Genomic DNA, 19,104 nt, shown 5'->3' with positions numbered 1-19,104 from the left:
TTTCAATGGTCTGTTTATTTACGCCATGCTGTATTAAGTGGAGATATCGAGCGAAATAAATTACTAACTACAATAAGCCAGACTGCTTAATCGAGGAGTATTTACTAAGTCAGTATTGGCTATCCAGCCATTACCGGATAACTCTCCAGGGAAACTTCTAGAAAGATCGATTTCTACCCAAATGTAATTTTCAGATTTGAATGACTTAACTACATTACCTCTATTACCTGTAACCAAGTTCACAAACACGATTGTGTTTGGATAAAGTGTCGTAATAAATTCTCCTTTTGTGCTTGGTTGGCGACGTATAGTTTCAGTTTGTACAATTTGCCGACATTCACTGCCAATAGTGGGTTTATTCCGTAGGGTTTGAGTGTTTTTATTCGTCTGACAATATTTCAGCACAGCAGTTTGAATAAACCCAGAATTCGGAGATTTAATTCTGACAAATCTATCTCCACTAGTTGGTATAAATGCTAAAGAAATCTTTGTTTGTGCTGGCAATATTCTGACAGCATTAGATGATGTTGAAGGTTCTTTGAAAATTGGAGTGGCTACTTTAGTTGCACGACAACTCGACTGGGAAGAATTGGAGGGAATCTGTGTGATTTGAGCAAACACAGGTATACTTAGAGCGAAAGTAGCAATCTTTACTAAAGTAAAAATATACAATAACTTCTGAAATTTCACGTTTTTCCCTCAATACCATTTACGAAAGACTGTACATTAGATTTGCAACTTATAAAGTCTAAACTCAAAATTAACCTTGACATGAAAGCAATGAAAAATCTTACTTGACTTTTGAGTAAAGCATTCAACCTAGATAAAAAACGATAGATTGTTAATTAATCTACCGTTTTTTAAATCTTAAATTTCTATTTTTTGTTTAGCCAAAAGCTAATTCTTTGGCATACTCTTGTGCTTCATCTCCAGATAAAGGCTGAAAATTCCTAATTAGCTTTACCGCATGAGTTCCTTGGTTTTGACCTGTATTTTTTCATGCTTACACTATTTGTGCAAGAGGTCTACTGTCTATTTGACATTAGAAGAAGTCAAAAGGCTACAAACAGTTATTCGTTTAGGAAAGACTAGCGCAACTTTTGGGACGACCAAAAACTGTTGAAAATTACTTGTTATTGTTTCCATTCACAGGAATACGTTTCCACAGGTCGGTAAGTTCAATGGTATCGAAAAACGCCACTACCTTGACAATACGCCCATTTTTCATAGTCATATACCAGGAATAGGTGTTGGTATATGGTTTGCCGTCTTTGGCTTTTCCTGTTCCATCCCATAAGGCAATTACTGTGTCGCCCTCGGCATAAATACTCCGGACACTAGGTACTATTCTTACGCTCAATCGCTCGTTAATTGGCGCGATCGCTTCCTCCAAAAATTGCTTGCGGCTGGTGTAGGTTTTGGAAATTGGACTTCTGCCTGTAATCGTCCATTCCACATCATCAGCCAGCAGATCGAAGAAACTACCAGTGCCATTTGCCCATTTAGTAAAGCCTTCGCGTACTATCTCTTTATTCTGGCTCTCATTGGCTCGCACAATCTTGCGAATCTCTGCTTGCTTTGGCTCGGCTGCAAGACTGGCCACGGGCGCGGCGGCTATCATAAAGCCAAAGCCAATTAATCCAAAGCCAATTAATAATTTACGATGGGTGGCGGTGGTCTGTTTTTTCATAGATCCTCTTTGCAGGTTAACTCTGTGTAGAAAACGCTATTTTGTCTTTGTTATCGAATTGAAACGTCAGGCTGCCTGATCTATCAGTATTTCCCATGCAATCAAAAACACCAAAGATTAGGCTGCCTTTTCATGGCTGAGTCTTTCACTCCTTATCTGAAATCGGTAGACTCAGCTAGAGTTCGCCATTTTGCCGTCTCTTGCTCGACGTAAGCGTTCTTCTCGGCTATTGTCTGAAGTGTATCTGTGCCTAGAGGTAACCGCAGAGGTGGTTCGTCTGTGTTAACAATCTCAAAAATGGCTGGGGCGAGCTTAGTGGGATCTCCTGGCTGTTGGTAGTTAAGTCCAGCCGCTACGTCACGGATTTTCCCGACCGTCTGGGCATAATCAGGGATTTGCACTGCACTCGGACGTAGCGAACTGTTATCGAGAAAACCTGTGCGGAAGTATCCCGGCTCAACCACCGTCGCGTGAATCCCCAACGGGGCTAACTCGCCATGTAGGGCTTCGGTAATGCCTTCGACGGCAAACTTGGTTGAGCCATAGATGCCCCATCCTGGGGAGGAGCGATAGCCACCGATCGACGAGATATTAATGATGTGTCCAGAGCGGTGCTGACGCATACTGGGTAGCACAGCACGGGTGACATTTAGTAGCCCGAAGACATTGGTGCGATAAACGCTCTCAACCTCTTCGGCACTGCACTCTTCGATAGCTCCTAGCAAGCCGAATCCAGCATTGTTGACCAACACATCGATTTGTCCAAATTTTTCTAAACTTGTGGCGATCGCTGCTTTTACCTGAGCCTCATCGGTGACATCCATGCTCAGTACTAATGCATCTTTACTGGTTGCGAATTGTTCCAAATCGTTGTGATTGCGGGCGGTGGCAATTAATCTGTCACCTGCTGCCAGAACTGCTTTCGCAATCTCAGCACCAAAACCTCGTGAAGCACCAGTAATCAGCCATGTTCTCTGAGTCATCTGTAAACCTCCTTACATTAAGTTAGTAACACAGCTAGAAGCTGTCTTAAACTGACATTAATTCCTTTCTGGGCAGTTATAAAAGCGGTATTCTCGCTCTGTATTTTTTCATGCTTAGACTATTCGTGCAAGACATCTAATCTTCTTAGGAAAAGCGATCGCCTTTTAACTGATTAATTAACCACAGATACTTCTCACGATTTGTAGAAACTCCCGTAAAACAGGTGTCATCTCCTCTTGTCGCCACACTACAGCCGTTTCTACTAATGGTGTATTTTCTTCTAAAGCGCGATAAACTACACCAGCCCTTTGAAGATTTTGCAAACAAGACGGTACGATCGCAATCCCCATTCCTGCTGACACTAGCCCGATAATTGTCTGCATTTGGATTGCTTCTTGAGTCACTTTTGGGCTGAAATTTCCTTGCTGGCAAAGACTCAAGATTTGATCATAAAGTCCTGGACCCAAATGGCGGGGGAACATAATAAAATTTTCGTTCAAGAGCGATCGCACTGAAATATTTTTTTGTTTAGCTAAGAAGTGAGTTTCTAGCAAAGCTACAATTAATCCTTCTTGTTGAATGCATTCTTGATTGAGAGTATTATCTTCTAAAGGTGGATGGGCAAAACCTACATGGATGCGGCGATTGAATAGCGCTTGTTCTTGCTGAGTTGTCGTTAATTCCTGCAACACTAACTCCACCTCTAGAAACTGTTCTCGAAACCGCCGCAAAATCACAGGCAGCAAATCGTAAGTTACCAAGCTGGTGAAACCTACTCGTAGTTTTCCTTTCTCACCTCTACCTGTTCGTTGAGTCAGATCAATTGCCTTGGACAGTTGAGCGAACAATTGATAAGCTTCTTGCAAAAATACTTGTCCGGCTTCCGTTAGCTGCACCTGTCGTTTAGTTTTGCGTTGAAAAAGTTCTACTCCTAATTCTGCTTCTAGCTGCTGAATTTGCTGGCTTAAGGGAGGTTGAGCAATGTGAAGTCGTTCTGCGGCTTTACTAAAGTGCAGTTCCTCAGCTACAGCAATGAAGTAGCGCAGGTGTCGCAGTTCCATAGTTTTGATATTTTATAAGTCTCAATTATTCATAAATATATATTGGACATTTCAAAAGTTGCTATCTATGATACTCATACATGGAAACCAGAGGATGATGTAACGATGTCAGAGAATTTGAGAAGCCAAGTAGTGACGCAAGGGGTGCAGCGATCGCCAAATCGAGCAATGCTGCGTGCAGTTGGTTTTAAAGATGAAGATTTCAATAAAGCCATTGTGGGTATTGCCAATGGCTACAGTACAATCACTCCCTGTAACATGGGAATCAATCAACTAGCGCTCATAGCCGAGGCTGGGATAAAAACCGCCGGAGCAATGCCACAAATGTTTGGCACAATTACCATCAGCGACGGGATTTCGATGGGAACTGAAGGGATGAAATATTCCCTCGTATCGCGGGAAGTGATTGCCGACTCCATTGAAACCGCCTGTACTGGACAAAGTATGGATGGTGTGCTGGCCATTGGTGGCTGTGATAAAAATATGCCAGGGGCAATGCTAGCGATCGCACGGATGAATATCCCGGCAATATTTGTTTACGGTGGCACAATTAAACCCGGACACTATAACGGTAAAGACTTAACCGTTGTCAGTTCTTTTGAAGCAGTTGGTCAATACAGTGCTGGAAAAATTGACGACAAGGAATTATTAGAAGTCGAAAGTCGCGCTTGTCCTGGCGCTGGTTCCTGCGGGGGAATGTTCACCGCCAACACCATGTCCTCAGCATTTGAAGCGATGGGGATGAGTTTGCCCTATTCCTCGACAATGGCAGCCGAAGATGCCGAAAAAGCCGACAGTACCGAAAAATCGGCTTATGCGTTAGTCGAAGCCATTCGGAAACAAATCTTACCCCGGCAAATTATCACCCGCAAATCAATAGAGAATGCTATCTCTGTGATTATGGCAGTCGGTGGTTCAACCAATGCAGTGTTGCATTTTTTAGCGATCGCCCGTGCCGCTAATGTAGAGTTAACCATAGATGACTTTGAAACTATCCGCGCCCGTGTTCCAGTTTTGTGTGATTTAAAACCAAGTGGTAAATATGTCGCTACAGATTTGCATAAAGCTGGTGGCATTCCGCAAGTCATGAAGATGCTGCTTGTACATGATTTATTACATGGAGATAGCCTGACCATTAGCGGTCAAACCATTGCAGAGATATTAGCAGACATCCCCGAAGAACCATCTGCCAATCAAGATGTAATTCGGACTTGGAATAACCCGATGTATCCCCAAGGACATTTAGCCATCCTCAGAGGTAATTTGGCAACGGAAGGGGCAGTCGCTAAAATTACTGGCGTGAAAAAACCAGTCATTACCGGGCCTGCACGGGTGTTTGAGTCGGAAGAAGCCTCTTTAGATGCAATTTTGGCTGGGAAGATTCAAGCTGGTGATATTTTGGTCATCCGCTACGAAGGGCCTAAGGGTGGCCCTGGAATGCGAGAAATGTTGGCTCCTACTTCGGCAATTATTGGGGCTGGTTTGGGTGATGCGGTGGGATTAATTACCGATGGCCGCTTTTCTGGTGGTACTTATGGTATGGTGGTTGGTCATGTGGCTCCAGAAGCGGCAGTTGGTGGTGCGATCGCTCTTGTAGAAGAAGGCGATAGTATTACCATTGATGCACCTGCTCGCCTCTTGCAGTTGAACATATCTGAATCAGAATTAGCTCGTCGTCGTGCTAATTGGCAACCTCCTGCACCACGTTACACCAAAGGCGTATTGGCGAAATATGCGAAATTGGTATCTTCTAGCAGTCTTGGTGCTGTCACAGATTTAGATTTGTTCAATAACTAGTTATTAAGCCAATAGCCATTTAAGTTTCACTTTTAAAGTTTTGAGGAGTCAGGAGCCAGAATCAAAGATGCCTCCTGACTCTCTACTTCAGGCTAGATTCGCGAACCAATTTTCTTTCATCCTATATGCAGATATTTGAAAGCTTCAAAATTCCTAACATCTGAAAACAGGTTTTTATAGCACATTACCAAAAGCCGTCGTAGAACGACAGGGTTTTAGACCCAATTTTTTCATAAGAATTGCTGTATAGTTTGGGTTATGCCAGATTATCCTCTCAAGAGTTGCTCTATGATCGCTCTACCTGGTATTGCTATCCAAAACAAAATATACGAAAGTTCCAATTCTCTAGTGTACCGGGGCATCAGAGACGATGGAGTAGGGATCATCGTAAAAATGCTAAAGCTTGATTATCCCTCACCTCAAGAACTAACTCGCTACAGACAGGAATATAAAATTACCCGTTCTCTGACAGTGCAAGGAGTTGTCAAGGCATACAACCAGCAAGACTATCAACGGACTCTGGTGATTATCTTAGAAGATTTTGGCGGAGAGTCTCTAGAGAAATGGATGCACCAGCGTCCAGATATCTTCTGCCCCATGCCTTTATCCACTTTTCTAGGTCTTGCGATCGCCCTCACCGACATTCTAGGCACAATCCATGCAGCCAATATCATTCATAAAGATATCAATCCTGGAAATATAGTCCTTAATCTGGATACTGGCGTTGTCAAAATTATTGATTTTGGGATTGCTACTCAACTTAACCGCACGAATCCAACTTTTAAAAGTCTTCATGTATTAGAAGGGACACTTGCATACTTATCTCCAGAGCAAACAGGGCGGATGAACCGTTTGCTCGATTACCGCACCGATTTTTACTCCCTTGGTGTGACGTTCTATGAACTGTTAACCGGACATCTGCCGTTTGAAACAACGGATATTCTGGAACTAGTCCATTGTCATATTGCCAAACAGCCATCTTCACCCCATGAAATAAACACAAAAATTCCCAAAGCAGTTTCAGATATAATTCTGAAATTGATGGCGAAAAATGCAGAAGATCGCTATCAGAGTGCCTGGGGAATCAAAGCGGATTTAGAAATCTGTGTTCAACAATTAGAAGAAATAGGTCAAATCTCTAGCATTCAACTTGGGCTTAAAGATGTTTGCGATCAGTTTGAAATTTCCCAAAAACTGTATGGACGGAACAAGGAAGTTGCAATATTACTGGCAGCTTTTGACCGTGTAGCGTGTCCAGAAAACAATCGCATCGCTTCTTTACCAAACAATTCAGAAACGACTTCACAAAGCGAACAAACTGGCAATCCAAAATTCCAAGTTGAAATGATGTTGGTATCTGGCTATGCTGGAATTGGTAAATCTGCGTTAGTGCAGGAAATCTATAAACCAATTACCCAAAAGCGTGGCTATTTTATCTCTGGGAAATTTGATCAATTCCAGCGCAATATTCCTTACAGCGCGATCGCAACTGCCCTACAAAAATTGGTGAAGCAACTGTTGGGTGAACCCGATGAGCAGTTGAAACAGTGGCGATCGCGCCTGTTGACAGCATTGGGAAGCAACGGGCAAATCATCATTGATGTGATCCCAGAAGTTGAGTTAATTATTGGTAAGCAGCCGCCTGTACCAGACGTTGGAGCAACTGAAGCTCAAAACCGCTTTAATCGCATCTTTGGGCAGTTTGTGCGGGTGTTATGTTCAAAGTCCCATCCGCTTGTGATTTTTTTAGATGATTTGCAGTGGATAGACTCAGCAACGCTGAAGTTAATTGAGTTGATGCTGCTTGATGAGCAAATCCAATCCTTATTTTTGATTGGAGCCTATCGAGATAATGAGGTAAATCCAACGCATCCACTGGTATTGACTTTGGAAAGACTGCGAAAACAAGGAGCAGTCTTTCAGGAGATTATCTTGGCACCCTTAACGCTCTTGCCGTTGAGTCAGTTGATTGCCCAGACGCTACATCAAAATGTAGACAGCGTTTGTTCCTTAGCAGAGTTAGTGTTGCGTAAAACCGAGGGAAATCCTTTCTTTGTCAACGAATTTTTGAGAATGCTGTATAGCGAAAATCTGTTGACTTTTGATGTACAACACTACCGCTGGCAGTGGAACATTGCTCAGATTCAAGCTCAAAACATCACTGATAATGTTGTAGAGTTAATGCTTCACAATTTGAAGAAACTACCAGAGAACACACAGCAAATTCTCCGGTTAGCGGCTTGTATCGGTGCTGAATTTAATTTAGATACGTTAATAATCGTTTGTGAGCAATCCCTTAAAGCGGTTTCTCTAGATTTGTTGGCAGCTATCCAAGCTGGATTAATTCAACCTATATCTGAATTAGATGAAAACTTGTTACTTCAAGAATATAAGTTCTTGCACGATCGTGTGCAGCAAGCCGCCTATACTTTGATTGATGTGTCACAGAGGCAAATCATTCATCTGCAAATCGGTCGTAATCTCCTCGAAAAAACTTTGCCAGAGCGATTAACGGACAGAGTATTTGAAATTGTTGATCACTTAAATCATGGGATTGAACTTCTCACCAATCAATCTGAACGCAATGAAATTGCCAAACTAAATTTAATGGCAGGTCAGAAAGCGAAAGGGGCGATCGCTTATGGCGTGTCAAAAAAATATTTAACTACAGCAAGAGAATGGCTGGCAGCATCTAGCTGGCAAACAGATTATGACTTGACCTTAGAGTTATACGCAGAAACAACAGAAGTAGCGTACTTGTGTGGCAATTTTGAGCAGGTGGAGTACTGGGCAGCGATCATTCTGCAACAGGCTAAAACGATCCTTGATAGCGTGAAAGCGTGCGAAGTCAAAATTCAAAGTTACATCGCACAAAATCAACTATTAGAAGCAATCAATATTGGATTGCAAGTGTTGCAACAGATCGAAATTAGTTTTCCCGAACAGCCAGGCCAGTCAGATATTCAGCTTGAACTAGATGCAATCTTATGCCTTCTTAGTGAGAAATCGATGTCTAACGACAAGCCCTACCCTGCGGGAACGGCTTTGGGTAATGGGTTTGCAGTCGCCTGCGGAGGGAAAGCCTCCCGCAGCGCTGACTCACCTCTGCGCGTCTACAAAGACTTAATTCATTTGCCCCAAATGCACGAGCCGGATAAGTTAGCAGCAATGCGAATCCTATCTAGCATCACGACTGCTGCTTATAGTGCTGCTCCTATTTTGATGCCGCTACTGATATCTAAACAAGTCAGCTTGTCAATCGAATATGGTAATGCGTTTGCGTCTCCCTTTGTTTATGCCAACTTTGGATTAATTCTGTGTAGGCAGGTTGGAGACATCGAGACTGGCTACGAGTTTGGACAGTTAGCTTTAAGGCAGTTGTCACAACCTAAGCCCCATTCTCTCAGAGCTAGAACATTGATCATCGTTAATACCTTCATCATTCATTGGAAAGATCATCTGAGAGACACATCACAGCCATTACTAGAAGCCTATCAAAGTGGGCTAGAAACCGGAGATTTAGAGTTTGCCGCCTATGGCGCTCATTCTTATTGCTTTAATTCCTATGCTGTCGGAAGCGAACTCGTGGAGGTTGAACGCGAGATGACGAAATACAATGAAGCAATTCGTCAAATCAAACAGGAAACAGCACTAATCTGGAATCAAATATTTCAGCAGGCAATCGCAAATTTGATGGGATGCTCGACCAATCCAACCCGTCTAGTTGGTAAATTCTACAATGAAGAGAAGGGATTGCCACAACATAAAATAGCAAATGATGGAACTGCAATCTTTAATGTCTATTTCAATAAACTTTTCCTGTGCTACCTATTTTCCAAGTATGTTCAGGCAGTTGAAAACTCAACCATAGCAGAACGTTATGTGATCCGAGTAACAGGCTCACCTCTTGGCCCTTTTTACTACCTATATGATGCTCTGGCAAGACTCGCCATATACCTCGAAAGCAGCGCTCAAACGCAATCAGAAATCCTCAATAAAGTCGCTGTTAACCAGGAGAAAATGAAACAATGGGCGTATTATGCGCCAATGAATTATTTGCATAAATATCATTTAGTCGAGGCAGAGAAAGCACGAGTTTTAGGTCAGTGGTTTGAAGCAGAAGAGTTCTACGAACAAGCAATTCTTGGTGCTAGAAACAATGACTATCTTCAAGAAGAAGCATTAGCTTATGAATTAGCTGCCAAATTTTACCTATTTCGTGGTAGAGAAAAGTTTGCCCAAACCTACATGAAAGAAGCTCACTACTGCTATGAACGGTGGGGAGCAACTGCGAAAGTAAGAGATTTAGAAACTCGCTATCCACAGCTATTTCCTCAATCGTCGGATGCGGCTTCGCCAACCCATAAAACTTCTGTCACCACCTCTAATCACTCGCCTATTGCTTTCGACTTAGCGGCGGTGATGAAAGCTTCCCTTGCGATTTCGAGTGAAATTGAACTGGATAGGTTACTCAGTTCCTTGATGAAGATATTAATCGAAAATGCTGGCGCAAAAACAGGTTTTCTGATTCTAGAAAACTCAGGAAAATGGATGATTGAAGCGTCTGGTGAACTCAAGGAAGGTGAAAATATTTATGCTGCACAATTACTACAATCTATCCCAACTGCAAATCATCTACCTGAATCAATTATTAATTATGTTATTCGTACTCATGAATGTGTCATTTTAAATGATGCTACTCGTGAAGGTAATTTTATTCATGAGCCATATATTCAACATAACCAAATTCAATCAATCTTATGTTTGCCTCTGCTGAATCAAGGTAAGCTAGTGGGCGTGTTGTATCTAGAAAACAAGTTGGCGGCTGGAACTTTTACACCAGAACGATGGCAGATTTTACATCTGTTATCATCCCAGGCAGCGATCGCGATTGAAAATGCCAGGCTCTACTCCAAACTACGCGCTAGCGAAAGTAGAATGAAACAGTTTCTAGAAGCTGTCCCGGTAGGAATTGGAGTATTGGATGCGGCTGGTCGCATTTACTACGTCAATCAACGGGGAATTCAACTAATGGCTAAAGGGATTGATCCTTCTGTGACACCGGATCAAATCCCAGAAGTTTATCAATTTTATCTAGCGGGAACAGATCAAAAATATCCAACTGAGAAACTACCAGCTATTCGGGCATTGAGCGGCGAATGCACCACAGTTGACGATCTGGAAATTCACCAAAACAGTGTAATAGTTCCAGTTGAGGTATGGGGAACTCCTATCTTTGACGAACAGGGTAATGTCGCTTATGCGATCGCAGCTTTTCAAGATATCACCGAGCGTAAACAAGCCCAGAAGCTGTTAGCCGATTACCACCAAACGTTGGAGCAACAAGTAACTGAACGAACTTTGCTCCTTTCTCATGAGATTGAAGAGCGTCAACGAGTTGAAAACGCCCTGCGCCAAAGTGAAGAGCAACGCAGGCTGACGATGGATCTCACCCATATTGGCAGTTGGAACTGGAATATCGTTGAGAATACAACACATTGGAACGCTAACCACGCTCGATTGCTGGGGTTAGTACCCGGTGAACAAGAGAGCAGCTATCAGGCATGGCGCGATCGCGTTCACCCAGAAGATATTCATCGGGTCGAGCAAGCTGTTACAGCAGCTCTTGCAACTCATACCGATTTTGAAGCAGAATATCGAGTCATCTACCCGAATGGTAATATTCACTGGTTAGTTGGCAGAGGTCGAGGCATTTATAACGCAGCCGGACAGCCTGTGCGAATGTTGGGTGTGATTCTTGATATTAGCGATCAAAAACGTGCCGAAGAAGCCTCGATTCTGGAAGAACGCAATCGCATGGCGCGAGAAATTCACGATACACTAGCGCAGTCATTCACGGGTGTTATTATTCACGCTAGAACTGCTGCGAACAAGGTAATAGTAGACCCCGAAAAAGCTCAGGTTCACCTAGCTCAAGTCCAGAACTTAGCCCAAACCGGACTCTCAGAAGCACGCCGCTCTGTAGAGGCACTACGCCGTCCCTACTTGTTAGAAAATAGTGATTTACTCAGCGCTTTCAAACATCTGACAAGTCAGCTAGAATCATCCACTGGTACAACCATTATGTGTGAAGCCATCGGCATCCTCTATCCGCTACCCTCTGAGGTGGAGAATAATCTGCTGAGGATTGGACAAGAAGCATTGACAAATGCACTTAAGTATGCAAATGCAACTGAAATTCGTGTTGAACTGATCTATCAGTCCACGCAGTGCATATTACGAATCAAGGACGATGGACAGGGATTTGCAATTGATCGAGATTCTAGTCACAATGGCTTTGGTTTATTAGGCATGGCAGAACGTGCCGATCTCATTGGGGCACAGATTCAGATCCACAGTGCCCTTGGACAAGGAACAGAAATTGCGGTGTCCGTGAATCACCAGGAAAAACCATCATGAGCCAAACCAATACTATTCGTGTTCTGGTTGTAGACGATCACCCCGTTGTACGTCAGGGTTTGGTTGCAATGCTGGAAGAAGCGCCAGATATCCTTGTTATTGGACAAGCTGGGAATGGTCAGGAGGCACTCGCTATCTTTCGTCAAAAACAGCCAGATGCAACTTTGATGGACTTGCGAATGCCCCAGATGGATGGAGTCGCTGCGATTGCTGCTATCTGTACTGAATTTCCTGCTGCTCGGATTATCGTATTGACAACTTACGAGGGTGATGAAGATATTTATCAGGGATTGCGGGCAGGAGCTAAAGGGTATTTACTCAAGGATGCCAAGCCAGAAGAATTGCTCTTTGCGATTCGCGCCGTTCACAAAGGACAGAAACACATTCCACCCCGCGTCGGTGCCAAACTTTTAGAGCGCATGGCAAGTCCAAAATTAAGCGATCGCGAGTTAGAGGTGCTTCAACTCATTACAACGGGCAAGAGTACTCAAGCCATTAGCAAAGCTCTATATATTACTGAACGCACTGTCAATTTTCATATCAATCATATTTTGAATAAGCTGGGTGTGGAGGATCGCACTCAGGCTGTGATCGTTGCATTAAGGCGGGGTATTGTTAGCTTGTAGCGTCAAGTCGCTTTGCTCCAATTAAAAATTAAAAATTATTAATTAAAAATTGAATAAACAAATCTTAATTTTGCATTTTTAATTCCCGATAGCGTAGCGTAAAGCCTGCGGCATAGCTACGCTTAGAGCAAGTCCGCGAGCGTCAGGGTGGGGGCTTTGAGGCGAAGGATTAATTAAAAATTATTATTCTTCTTAATTTTTAACTTTTAATTAAAAAAAGGTCATACCTGTCAAATTTATCAGCTTATTAGCTGTCTAAATTGTCAGCTTATCAACTGAAGTTTTTCTCAGCGACAAAATCAATTTAACTCTCTAAATTGAGAGTATGCAACAGATAACAGAGCGGCATTGGTCTACCCAATCGTGAAAGAGGTTTCATAGCAATCATCTGTCTCTACCTGCTGCACTCCTTTCCTTAAAGGTGCTTTCATGAGTCTCGGTGATTATAATCGGTTGCTTGTGCCGATTTTAGAACAAGATCATATTCAGGGATTGGTAAGTTCTTCAGTGGTACTCGTCCAGTATGGCGACTACCAGTGTCCCACTTGTGGCGAAACTCACCAATTAATCAAGGCAATCCAGCAACAGGTCAATGACTTGTGTTTTGTATTTCGCCACTTTCCACAGCCGCAAATACATTTTTATGCTCAACGTGCAGCTGAAGCAGCCCAAGCAGCAGCCACCCAAGATCAGTTTTGGCAGATGCACGACATTTTGTTCACCCATCAACAAGCGTTAGGAAACGGCGATCTTGTAGAGTATGCCAATAATATAGGACTTGATATTCCCCAATTTCTGCAAAATATATCCAGTCAAATACATATAGCTCGCATTAATCAAGATATAGAAAGTGGATTACACAGTGGAGTAACGGCTGCCCCAGCTTTATTTATTAATGGAATTCGATATACCAGTCGCTGGAACATTGAGCAGTTGATGGCAGCTATTGTCACTGCAAGGCATTAATGTTTCTGGTCTTTAAAAAAGAGAGGGTAACAGTTATGCAAAGAAGAACCAGTTTTGAAAGTAAAGGTCTAAAGTGTTCCGTCACGTTTTACACTCCGGATCAAGTCACATCTGGCGAGCGCTGTCCGGCCATTGTCATGGCTCATGGAATTGGCTTGACCAAAGAAATGGGATTGCCGCAGTTTGCCGAGAAATTCGCTCAAGCTGGGTTTGTCGTTTCGCTGTTCGATTATCGCTACCTTGGTGCTAGTGAGGGAGAACCGCGTGGGCAAATGCTTCCTACAGAGCAGCATGAAGACTTTCGTAATGCTATCACCTGGACTCAACTACAAAGCGAAGTTGACCCTGAGCGCATAGGTGTGTGGGGTTTTTCTTATAGTGGCGGTCATGCGCTGCATCTGGCTGCATTTGATCCACGCGTGAAAGTGATCGTAGCACAGATGCCTGTGGTGAATGCGTTTCTCATCTCCCGCCGAGTGGCCTCCCCACTTCAACTGGAAGAACTCACGAAGATGGTTTTACAAGACCGGATAAAACGGTATCAAACAAAAGAAGTAAGTTACCTCCCTTTGGTTGCTTTGCCTGGTGAACCCAGTTTCCTTGCAACACCTGACGCATTCAATTGGGTTGAATCGAACAAAAGCGCAAGTGAAGGAAGATGGGAGAATCGAATCTCCTTTGAATCGATTGAACACTGCCTTTATTACGAACCGGCTCCTCACATCGAGGCGATTTTTCCCACGCCGCTATGCCTAATTACGGGTGAAAAGGACTTTCTTTCACCTGCCGATTTAACCGCCGATGTCCATGCGCGTGCGATGGAGCCTAAGTCTCTCACAATCTTGAAGGGCGGACACTTTGACGGTTTCCAGGGAGAGGGCTTTGAGATTGCCAGTACAACTGCGTTGAACTGGTTCGAGAAGTATTTGAAACAGAGATGACAGAACTCGACCTACAAAGCAGGCGATGGTGCGGAGCGATCGCATGATAGCGGAGCGCTGCTGCCTTTGGCAGGACGCAAACTAACTCGATCGCGCGTAGACAAGAGAAAGGCTTCTGACAGCATGGATAGGCTATGTCGGCTCAGGGAAAGCAAGTTAGAAAGCCCAACAGATTGCAAATCTATTTTCAGATGCACAACATGATGACGAAATTCTGAGTTCACATAGAGCTTTACTTTCCGCATAAGACAACAAATCGATTCACAAAAGATTTATTCGCAGAGATTATAGCCGATAAGCATGGCCATGCTTGTACAGCTTTTGGGCATTCAGAATTACTCAAAAGACTAGCAGTGAATCAGATATCAAATGGGTTTTATAAACCGACAAGGAGTAATATTATGACTACATTTCGCACGATCGCAATCGATGGTTTAGATATCTTTTATCGAGAAGCTGGCTCTCGCGAAAATCCAACAATTTTGCTGTTACACGGCTTCCCGACCTCATCTCATATGTTTCGTAATCTGATGTCTGCGCTTGCCGATCGCTTTCATCTTGTTGCACCGGATTATCCAGGTTACGGCAACAGTTCGATGCCAACCGTGGATGAGTTTGACTACACGTTTGATCACCTGGCAGAGATCGTGGAGAAATTTATTACTGCGATCGATCTCAAGAAGTACACTCTTTACTTGATGGATTATGGCGCTCCGATTGGCTATCGGATTGCAGCTAAATATCCAGAGCGAGTGGAAGCGCTGATTGTGCAAAACGGGAATGCCTACGAGGAAGGCCTCGGCGATTTTTGGGGCGTGTTCAAGGCATACTGGCAAGACCCTTCTGCTGAGAATACTGACAAGCTCAAATACCTTGTCGCCTTAGAAGCAACGAAATGGCAATATACCAACGGTGTCCGCAATCTTGAGGCGATCAGTCCAGATACCTGGAACATGGATCAACTCTTCCTTGATCGCCCTGGTAATCAAGATATCCAACTGGCATTGTTTTACAACTACCAGTCCAATTTGCTGTTGTATCCGCAATGGCAAGCCTACTTTCGTCAGTATCAGCCACCCACGCTGGTGGTGTGGGGCAAAAACGACCAGGGCTTTATAGAACAAGGAGCCTATGCCTACAAACGCGACTTGCAGAACCTTGAGTTTCATCTACTCGATACTGGGCACTTTGCTCTGGAAGAAGACGGGGATGCGATCGCAAACTATATGCGTCAATTTCTTACGTCACGGCTGCAATCCATCTCTGCCTAATTAGTGTAAGGTTTAGCCACTGGCTTGAGAAAAATTGAATGAAGGAGTAAGTCGCGTGGGTAGTTCCGCTTATCGCCAAGAAGCCGCAGAATTAGGGGCGATCGCACGTTGGCGTTTTTAAAACAGCATTTAGGGTAGCGGGACTTAAATGCGATTTGACGCACAAACATCTGTCAACTTCAAAAAATGTGAGGTAAAAGGTGACCAAGGTCTTAATTGTTTACGCAACAGATTACGGCAATGAGGTTGCCAACCTGATTGAAGCAGCAGAGCTTCCTGCTGTGGAATAATCCCAATTGCCGAATGAAGTAACGTCAAACGCAAAGGAGATGGAAATGGACACCCAATATTATGACGACATTATTATCGGTGGCGGTAAAGCGGGTAAAACCCTTGCACCTGCACTAGTCGCGGACGGACGCAAAACCGCTCTGGTGGAACGCAGCTTAAACATGATTGGTGGCTCGTGCCCTAATATTGCCTGCATTCCCAGCAAAACGATGGTGGCGAGTGCAGAGGTGGCAAATACTGTGCGAAACAGTGCTGCCTATGGCATCAACACGGCAGCGCCCACGGTTGATTTAGCGGCAGTGATTGGGCGGAAACGATCGGTCGTGCAGTCCCTGCGACCAATAAATCTTAACAACTTGCACACCGCATTGGGGGACAATCTGATCATTGGCACTGCTCGCTTTGTGGCACCTAAAACAATTGAAGTGGCAACAAATGAAGAAACGACTCGCTTACTCACCGCAGAACGATTGTTTATCAATACAGGCACGCGACCATTGATTCCATCGATGCAGGGACTCAAAGAAGCTGGGTTTTTGACCAGCGAATCGATCATGGAGCTAGAACAGTTGCCGGAGCATTTGATCGTGCTTGGGAGTGGCTACATTGGGTTGGAGTTTGCTCAAATGTTCCGGCGCTTTGGCTCTCGCGTCACTGTCATTGGGCAGAGTGAGCAAATTCTATCACAGCAAGACCCAGATATTGCGATCGCCGTTCAAACACTCTTAGAACGAGATGGCATTGAATTCTTGCTAAAGGCTAAGGTATTAAGGGTCGTTCGCGTTGGCGGAGCCTCTCGCACAGAAGCGTCTCCTTTGGAGAATCGCTCTGACAATGCAACTAAACTTCTGATTCAAGTTGGCGATCAGGAAATGGAACTTCAAGGTTCGCATTTACTAATAGCCGTCGGTCGTGTGCCAAATACCGATACCTTAAATCTAGCTGCTGCTGGTGTGGCAACCGATGCACGCGGATTTATTCCAGTCAACGAGCGCCTGGAGACGAACGTACCGAATATCTGGGCGTTAGGCGATATCAATGGGGGACCGCAATATACCCATGTGGCACTGGACGATTATCGTATTGTCAAAGCGAATCTGATTGATGGCGGCAACCGCAGCATACAAGGTCGCTTGGTTCCATCCTGTCTTTTTATCGACCCAGAACTGGCTCATATAGGTCTGACTGAAACCGAAGCGCAGCAACAAGGGTATGCCATTCGAGTGGCGAAGCTGGATGCAAGAGATATTATGCGAGCGGTAACACAAAGTCAAACCGATGGACTCATGAAAGCGATCGTGGATACCGAGACAGGTCGGATTCTCGGTTGTTCACTCTTGTGCCATGAAGCAGGTGAAGTAATTTCGACAGTGCAAATGGTGATGCAAGCTCAGATGCCCTATACCGTTCTGCGCGATGGAATTTTGACTCATCCCACGATGACTGAAGGGTTAAATATGCTGTTTTCAAACGTGTAAGCAGGTAGCAAGCGCAGATACCTCACAATTCTTTACACTAACTCTTTCAGCCCTCAACAACCATAGGACTCATCATGAAAAAACTAGAAGGAAAAGTCAGTCTTGTTACTGGTGGCACTAGCGGCATTGGTCTTGCTACTGCCAAGCGCTTTGTCGCCGAAGGTGCCTACGTCTTCATCACGGGTCGTCGCCAAACTGAACTGGATGCCGCTGTGGAAGAAATTGGTGAAAACGTCAGGGGTATTCAGAGCGATGCCTCCAATTTGGCAGACCTCGATCGCCTGTTCGCTACAATCAAGCAAGAGCAAGGACACCTCGATGTAATCTTCGCCAATGCTGGCGGGGGAGAACTCGCCCCACTTGGAGCTATCACCGAAGAACACTTTGACAAAACGTTCAACACTAATGTCAAAGGTCTGCTGTTCACTGTGCAGAAGGCACTGCCCTTGTTGCCAGAGGGCGCTTCCATCATTCTGAATGCCTCGACTGCTTCTACCGTGGGCACCCCAGCCTTTAGTGTTTACAGCGCTACCAAAGCCGCCGTGCGCTCGTTTGCTCGCAATTGGACACTCGACCTCAAAGAGCGCAAAATCCGGGTTAACGCCGTTAGTCCTGGTGTGGTTCCTACTCCTGCCTACAATCACTTGGGACTGAGTGATGAGCAGGTGCAGCAATTTGTCGCAAGTCAGGCTGACACTATCCCCCTTGGGCGGGTGGGTACACCGGACGAAATCGCTAAGGCGGTTGTTTTCCTTGCCTCCGATGACAGCAGCTTTGTCAACGGTATTGAGCTATTTGTCGATGGCGGCATGGCGCAAATTTGAAGTTTCTCAAATATCACTCAACTTTATCTGCGTGCGGAAAACAATCCAGAGTTACTTTATCGTGCTGCTCAACTTGAAGCTTTACCCAAAAGTTGGCGCGACTATTTTCAGAGATAGGTAGATGGAATTAAATCTAGGGCTTGGTAGACTGAGTTTAAGCACGAAACCCAACTAAAAAAGGAGAGTAGTTGCAGTGACGATTCATCAAAATGGACTTTTTGTTCAACCAGATCAAGGTCGTTCTTATTACTTTGGCCAAGACTTGTATACCTTCAAAGCAATTGGTGAAGAGACAGGAGAAGCCTATGCGCTTTGTGAGGTAATCGTTGCACCTAGTGGCGGTACGCCTCCTCATCGACACAGTAGAGAAAATGAATCATTTTATATTCAAGATGGAGAGATTGAATTTCAGCTTGACGATCGCACCCTTGTTGCAACAGCTGGAACCTTCCTCCATTCGCCCAAAGGTCAGCTTCATCGATTTACTAATATGACCTCTTTACCTGCCAAACTGTTAGTTTGGGTGACACCTGCCGGATTTGAGAAATTTATTGCCGAAGTTGGAAAAGCGGTGAATGGTCAAATTACATCTGCCCCACCATTGAGTCCTGAAGACTTAGATAAAATTCTCACCACTTCACCTAAGTACGGCATTGAGATTATTCCTCCCCCTCCTGGACAATGACAACACGAGGCACGAGGACTCATTAACGAAAATTTCCTTAGCTCTAACTTGAGACTTGGTGGAGGCAGGA

The 19,104-nt window shown here is 44.3% G+C and carries 16 protein-coding genes; 10 read left to right on the top strand and 6 right to left on the bottom strand.

The genetic code is table 11. The features are described 5' to 3' along the window. Window positions 1-63: 63 nt before the first annotated feature. From H6G96_RS27475 to H6G96_RS27460, 4 genes are all read right to left on the bottom strand, one after another. Window positions 64-690 (bottom strand): hypothetical protein, encoded by a 627-nt coding sequence (locus H6G96_RS27475; RefSeq protein ID WP_190915442.1) that lies wholly within the window; start codon window positions 688-690, stop codon window positions 64-66. 436 nt (window positions 691-1,126) lie between these two features. Then, a complete protein-coding gene (locus H6G96_RS27470) occupies window positions 1,127-1,690 on the bottom strand; it encodes a nuclear transport factor 2 family protein (RefSeq protein ID WP_190915441.1) in 564 nt (187 codons plus the stop codon). Between the two features lie 152 nt (window positions 1,691-1,842). Beyond that, window positions 1,843-2,673, bottom strand: coding sequence for an oxidoreductase (locus H6G96_RS27465; protein WP_190915439.1), 831 nt, complete (start codon window positions 2,671-2,673; stop codon window positions 1,843-1,845). Window positions 2,674-2,850: 177 nt separating this feature from the next. Continuing rightward, complete coding sequence (locus H6G96_RS27460) at window positions 2,851-3,735, bottom strand: LysR family transcriptional regulator (RefSeq protein WP_190915437.1); 885 nt, start codon at window positions 3,733-3,735, stop codon at window positions 2,851-2,853. 105 nt (window positions 3,736-3,840) lie between these two features. On the opposite strand from H6G96_RS27460, the gene ilvD reads away from it, so the two are divergent. The 5 genes from ilvD to H6G96_RS27435 all read left to right on the top strand — a co-directional run bounded on the left by ilvD (window position 3,841) and on the right by H6G96_RS27435 (window position 14,485). After that, window positions 3,841-5,532 (top strand): dihydroxy-acid dehydratase, encoded by a 1,692-nt coding sequence (gene ilvD / locus H6G96_RS27455; RefSeq protein WP_190915561.1) that lies wholly within the window; start codon window positions 3,841-3,843, stop codon window positions 5,530-5,532. Window positions 5,533-5,820: 288 nt separating this feature from the next. After that, on the top strand, window positions 5,821-11,952 hold the full coding sequence (locus H6G96_RS27450) for an AAA family ATPase (protein WP_190915435.1): 6,132 nt from the start codon (window positions 5,821-5,823) through the stop codon (window positions 11,950-11,952). Next, window positions 11,949-12,578: a response regulator transcription factor gene (locus H6G96_RS27445; RefSeq protein ID WP_190915433.1), complete on the top strand. Its 630-nt coding sequence runs from the start codon at window positions 11,949-11,951 to the stop codon at window positions 12,576-12,578. Before H6G96_RS27450 ends, H6G96_RS27445 begins: the two co-directional genes overlap by 4 nt. A 429-nt stretch (window positions 12,579-13,007) precedes the next feature. Then, window positions 13,008-13,544, top strand: coding sequence for a DsbA family protein (locus tag H6G96_RS27440; protein WP_190915431.1), 537 nt, complete (start codon window positions 13,008-13,010; stop codon window positions 13,542-13,544). A 35-nt stretch (window positions 13,545-13,579) separates the two neighbouring features. Beyond that, a complete protein-coding gene (locus H6G96_RS27435; protein WP_190915429.1) occupies window positions 13,580-14,485 on the top strand; it encodes an alpha/beta fold hydrolase in 906 nt (301 codons plus the stop codon). Between the two features lie 11 nt (window positions 14,486-14,496). Here the strand turns inward: H6G96_RS27435 and H6G96_RS27430 are convergent, their stop codons facing one another. Continuing rightward, window positions 14,497-14,730: a hypothetical protein gene (locus tag H6G96_RS27430; RefSeq protein ID WP_206757677.1), complete on the bottom strand. Its 234-nt coding sequence runs from the start codon at window positions 14,728-14,730 to the stop codon at window positions 14,497-14,499. A 156-nt stretch (window positions 14,731-14,886) separates the two neighbouring features. On the opposite strand from H6G96_RS27430, the gene H6G96_RS27425 reads away from it, so the two are divergent. Then, window positions 14,887-15,756 carry an alpha/beta hydrolase gene (locus H6G96_RS27425; protein ID WP_190915424.1) on the top strand — a complete coding sequence of 290 codons (870 nt, stop codon included), beginning with the start codon at window positions 14,887-14,889 and terminating at the stop codon, window positions 15,754-15,756. Here H6G96_RS27425 and H6G96_RS27420 read toward each other — a convergent pair. Next, complete coding sequence (locus tag H6G96_RS27420; RefSeq protein WP_190915422.1) at window positions 15,753-15,926, bottom strand: hypothetical protein; 174 nt, start codon at window positions 15,924-15,926, stop codon at window positions 15,753-15,755. The two genes, H6G96_RS27425 and H6G96_RS27420, sit on opposite strands and share 4 nt — an antisense overlap. A 165-nt stretch (window positions 15,927-16,091) precedes the next feature. Between H6G96_RS27420 and H6G96_RS27415 the strand changes: the two genes are divergently transcribed. The 4 genes from H6G96_RS27415 to H6G96_RS27400 all read left to right on the top strand — a co-directional run bounded on the left by H6G96_RS27415 (window position 16,092) and on the right by H6G96_RS27400 (window position 19,034). Then, window positions 16,092-17,525: a mercuric reductase gene (locus tag H6G96_RS27415; RefSeq protein WP_242063410.1), complete on the top strand. Its 1,434-nt coding sequence runs from the start codon at window positions 16,092-16,094 to the stop codon at window positions 17,523-17,525. 74 nt (window positions 17,526-17,599) lie between these two features. Continuing rightward, window positions 17,600-18,349, top strand: coding sequence for an SDR family oxidoreductase (locus H6G96_RS27410; RefSeq protein WP_190915418.1), 750 nt, complete (start codon window positions 17,600-17,602; stop codon window positions 18,347-18,349). Between the two features lie 12 nt (window positions 18,350-18,361). Further along, a complete protein-coding gene (locus tag H6G96_RS42475) occupies window positions 18,362-18,466 on the top strand; it encodes a 3-alpha domain-containing protein (RefSeq protein ID WP_190915558.1) in 105 nt (34 codons plus the stop codon). Between the two features lie 76 nt (window positions 18,467-18,542). Further along, window positions 18,543-19,034: a cupin domain-containing protein gene (locus H6G96_RS27400; protein ID WP_190915416.1), complete on the top strand. Its 492-nt coding sequence runs from the start codon at window positions 18,543-18,545 to the stop codon at window positions 19,032-19,034. Window positions 19,035-19,104 lie beyond the last annotated feature (70 nt).

The sequence above is a fragment of the Nostoc sp. FACHB-892 genome, from assembly GCF_014698795.1.
Classification (GTDB): domain Bacteria; phylum Cyanobacteriota; class Cyanobacteriia; order Cyanobacteriales; family Nostocaceae; genus Nostoc.
The sequence above is the reverse complement of the archived record's forward strand: the minus strand, read 5'-3'. Positions and strand labels throughout refer to the sequence as shown.

Bases quoted from the DNA above. Each gene is read 5' to 3' on its own strand.
- H6G96_RS27415 (WP_242063410.1), top strand. From the start codon at position 16,092: ATGGACACCCAATATTATGACGACATTATTATCGGTGGCGGTAAAGCG.
- H6G96_RS27420 (WP_190915422.1), bottom strand. From the start codon at position 15,926: ATGTTTGTGCGTCAAATCGCATTTAAGTCCCGCTACCCTAAATGCTGT.
- H6G96_RS27470 (WP_190915441.1), bottom strand. From the start codon at position 1,690: ATGAAAAAACAGACCACCGCCACCCATCGTAAATTATTAATTGGCTTT.
- H6G96_RS27440 (WP_190915431.1), top strand. From the start codon at position 13,008: ATGAGTCTCGGTGATTATAATCGGTTGCTTGTGCCGATTTTAGAACAA.
- H6G96_RS27450 (WP_190915435.1), top strand. From the start codon at position 5,821: ATGATCGCTCTACCTGGTATTGCTATCCAAAACAAAATATACGAAAGT.
- H6G96_RS27430 (WP_206757677.1), bottom strand. From the start codon at position 14,730: ATGCGGAAAGTAAAGCTCTATGTGAACTCAGAATTTCGTCATCATGTT.
- H6G96_RS27425 (WP_190915424.1), top strand. From the start codon at position 14,887: ATGACTACATTTCGCACGATCGCAATCGATGGTTTAGATATCTTTTAT.
- H6G96_RS27460 (WP_190915437.1), bottom strand. From the start codon at position 3,735: ATGGAACTGCGACACCTGCGCTACTTCATTGCTGTAGCTGAGGAACTG.
- H6G96_RS27435 (WP_190915429.1), top strand. From the start codon at position 13,580: ATGCAAAGAAGAACCAGTTTTGAAAGTAAAGGTCTAAAGTGTTCCGTC.
- H6G96_RS27465 (WP_190915439.1), bottom strand. From the start codon at position 2,673: ATGACTCAGAGAACATGGCTGATTACTGGTGCTTCACGAGGTTTTGGT.
- H6G96_RS27445 (WP_190915433.1), top strand. From the start codon at position 11,949: ATGAGCCAAACCAATACTATTCGTGTTCTGGTTGTAGACGATCACCCC.
- ilvD (WP_190915561.1), top strand. From the start codon at position 3,841: ATGTCAGAGAATTTGAGAAGCCAAGTAGTGACGCAAGGGGTGCAGCGA.
- H6G96_RS27410 (WP_190915418.1), top strand. From the start codon at position 17,600: ATGAAAAAACTAGAAGGAAAAGTCAGTCTTGTTACTGGTGGCACTAGC.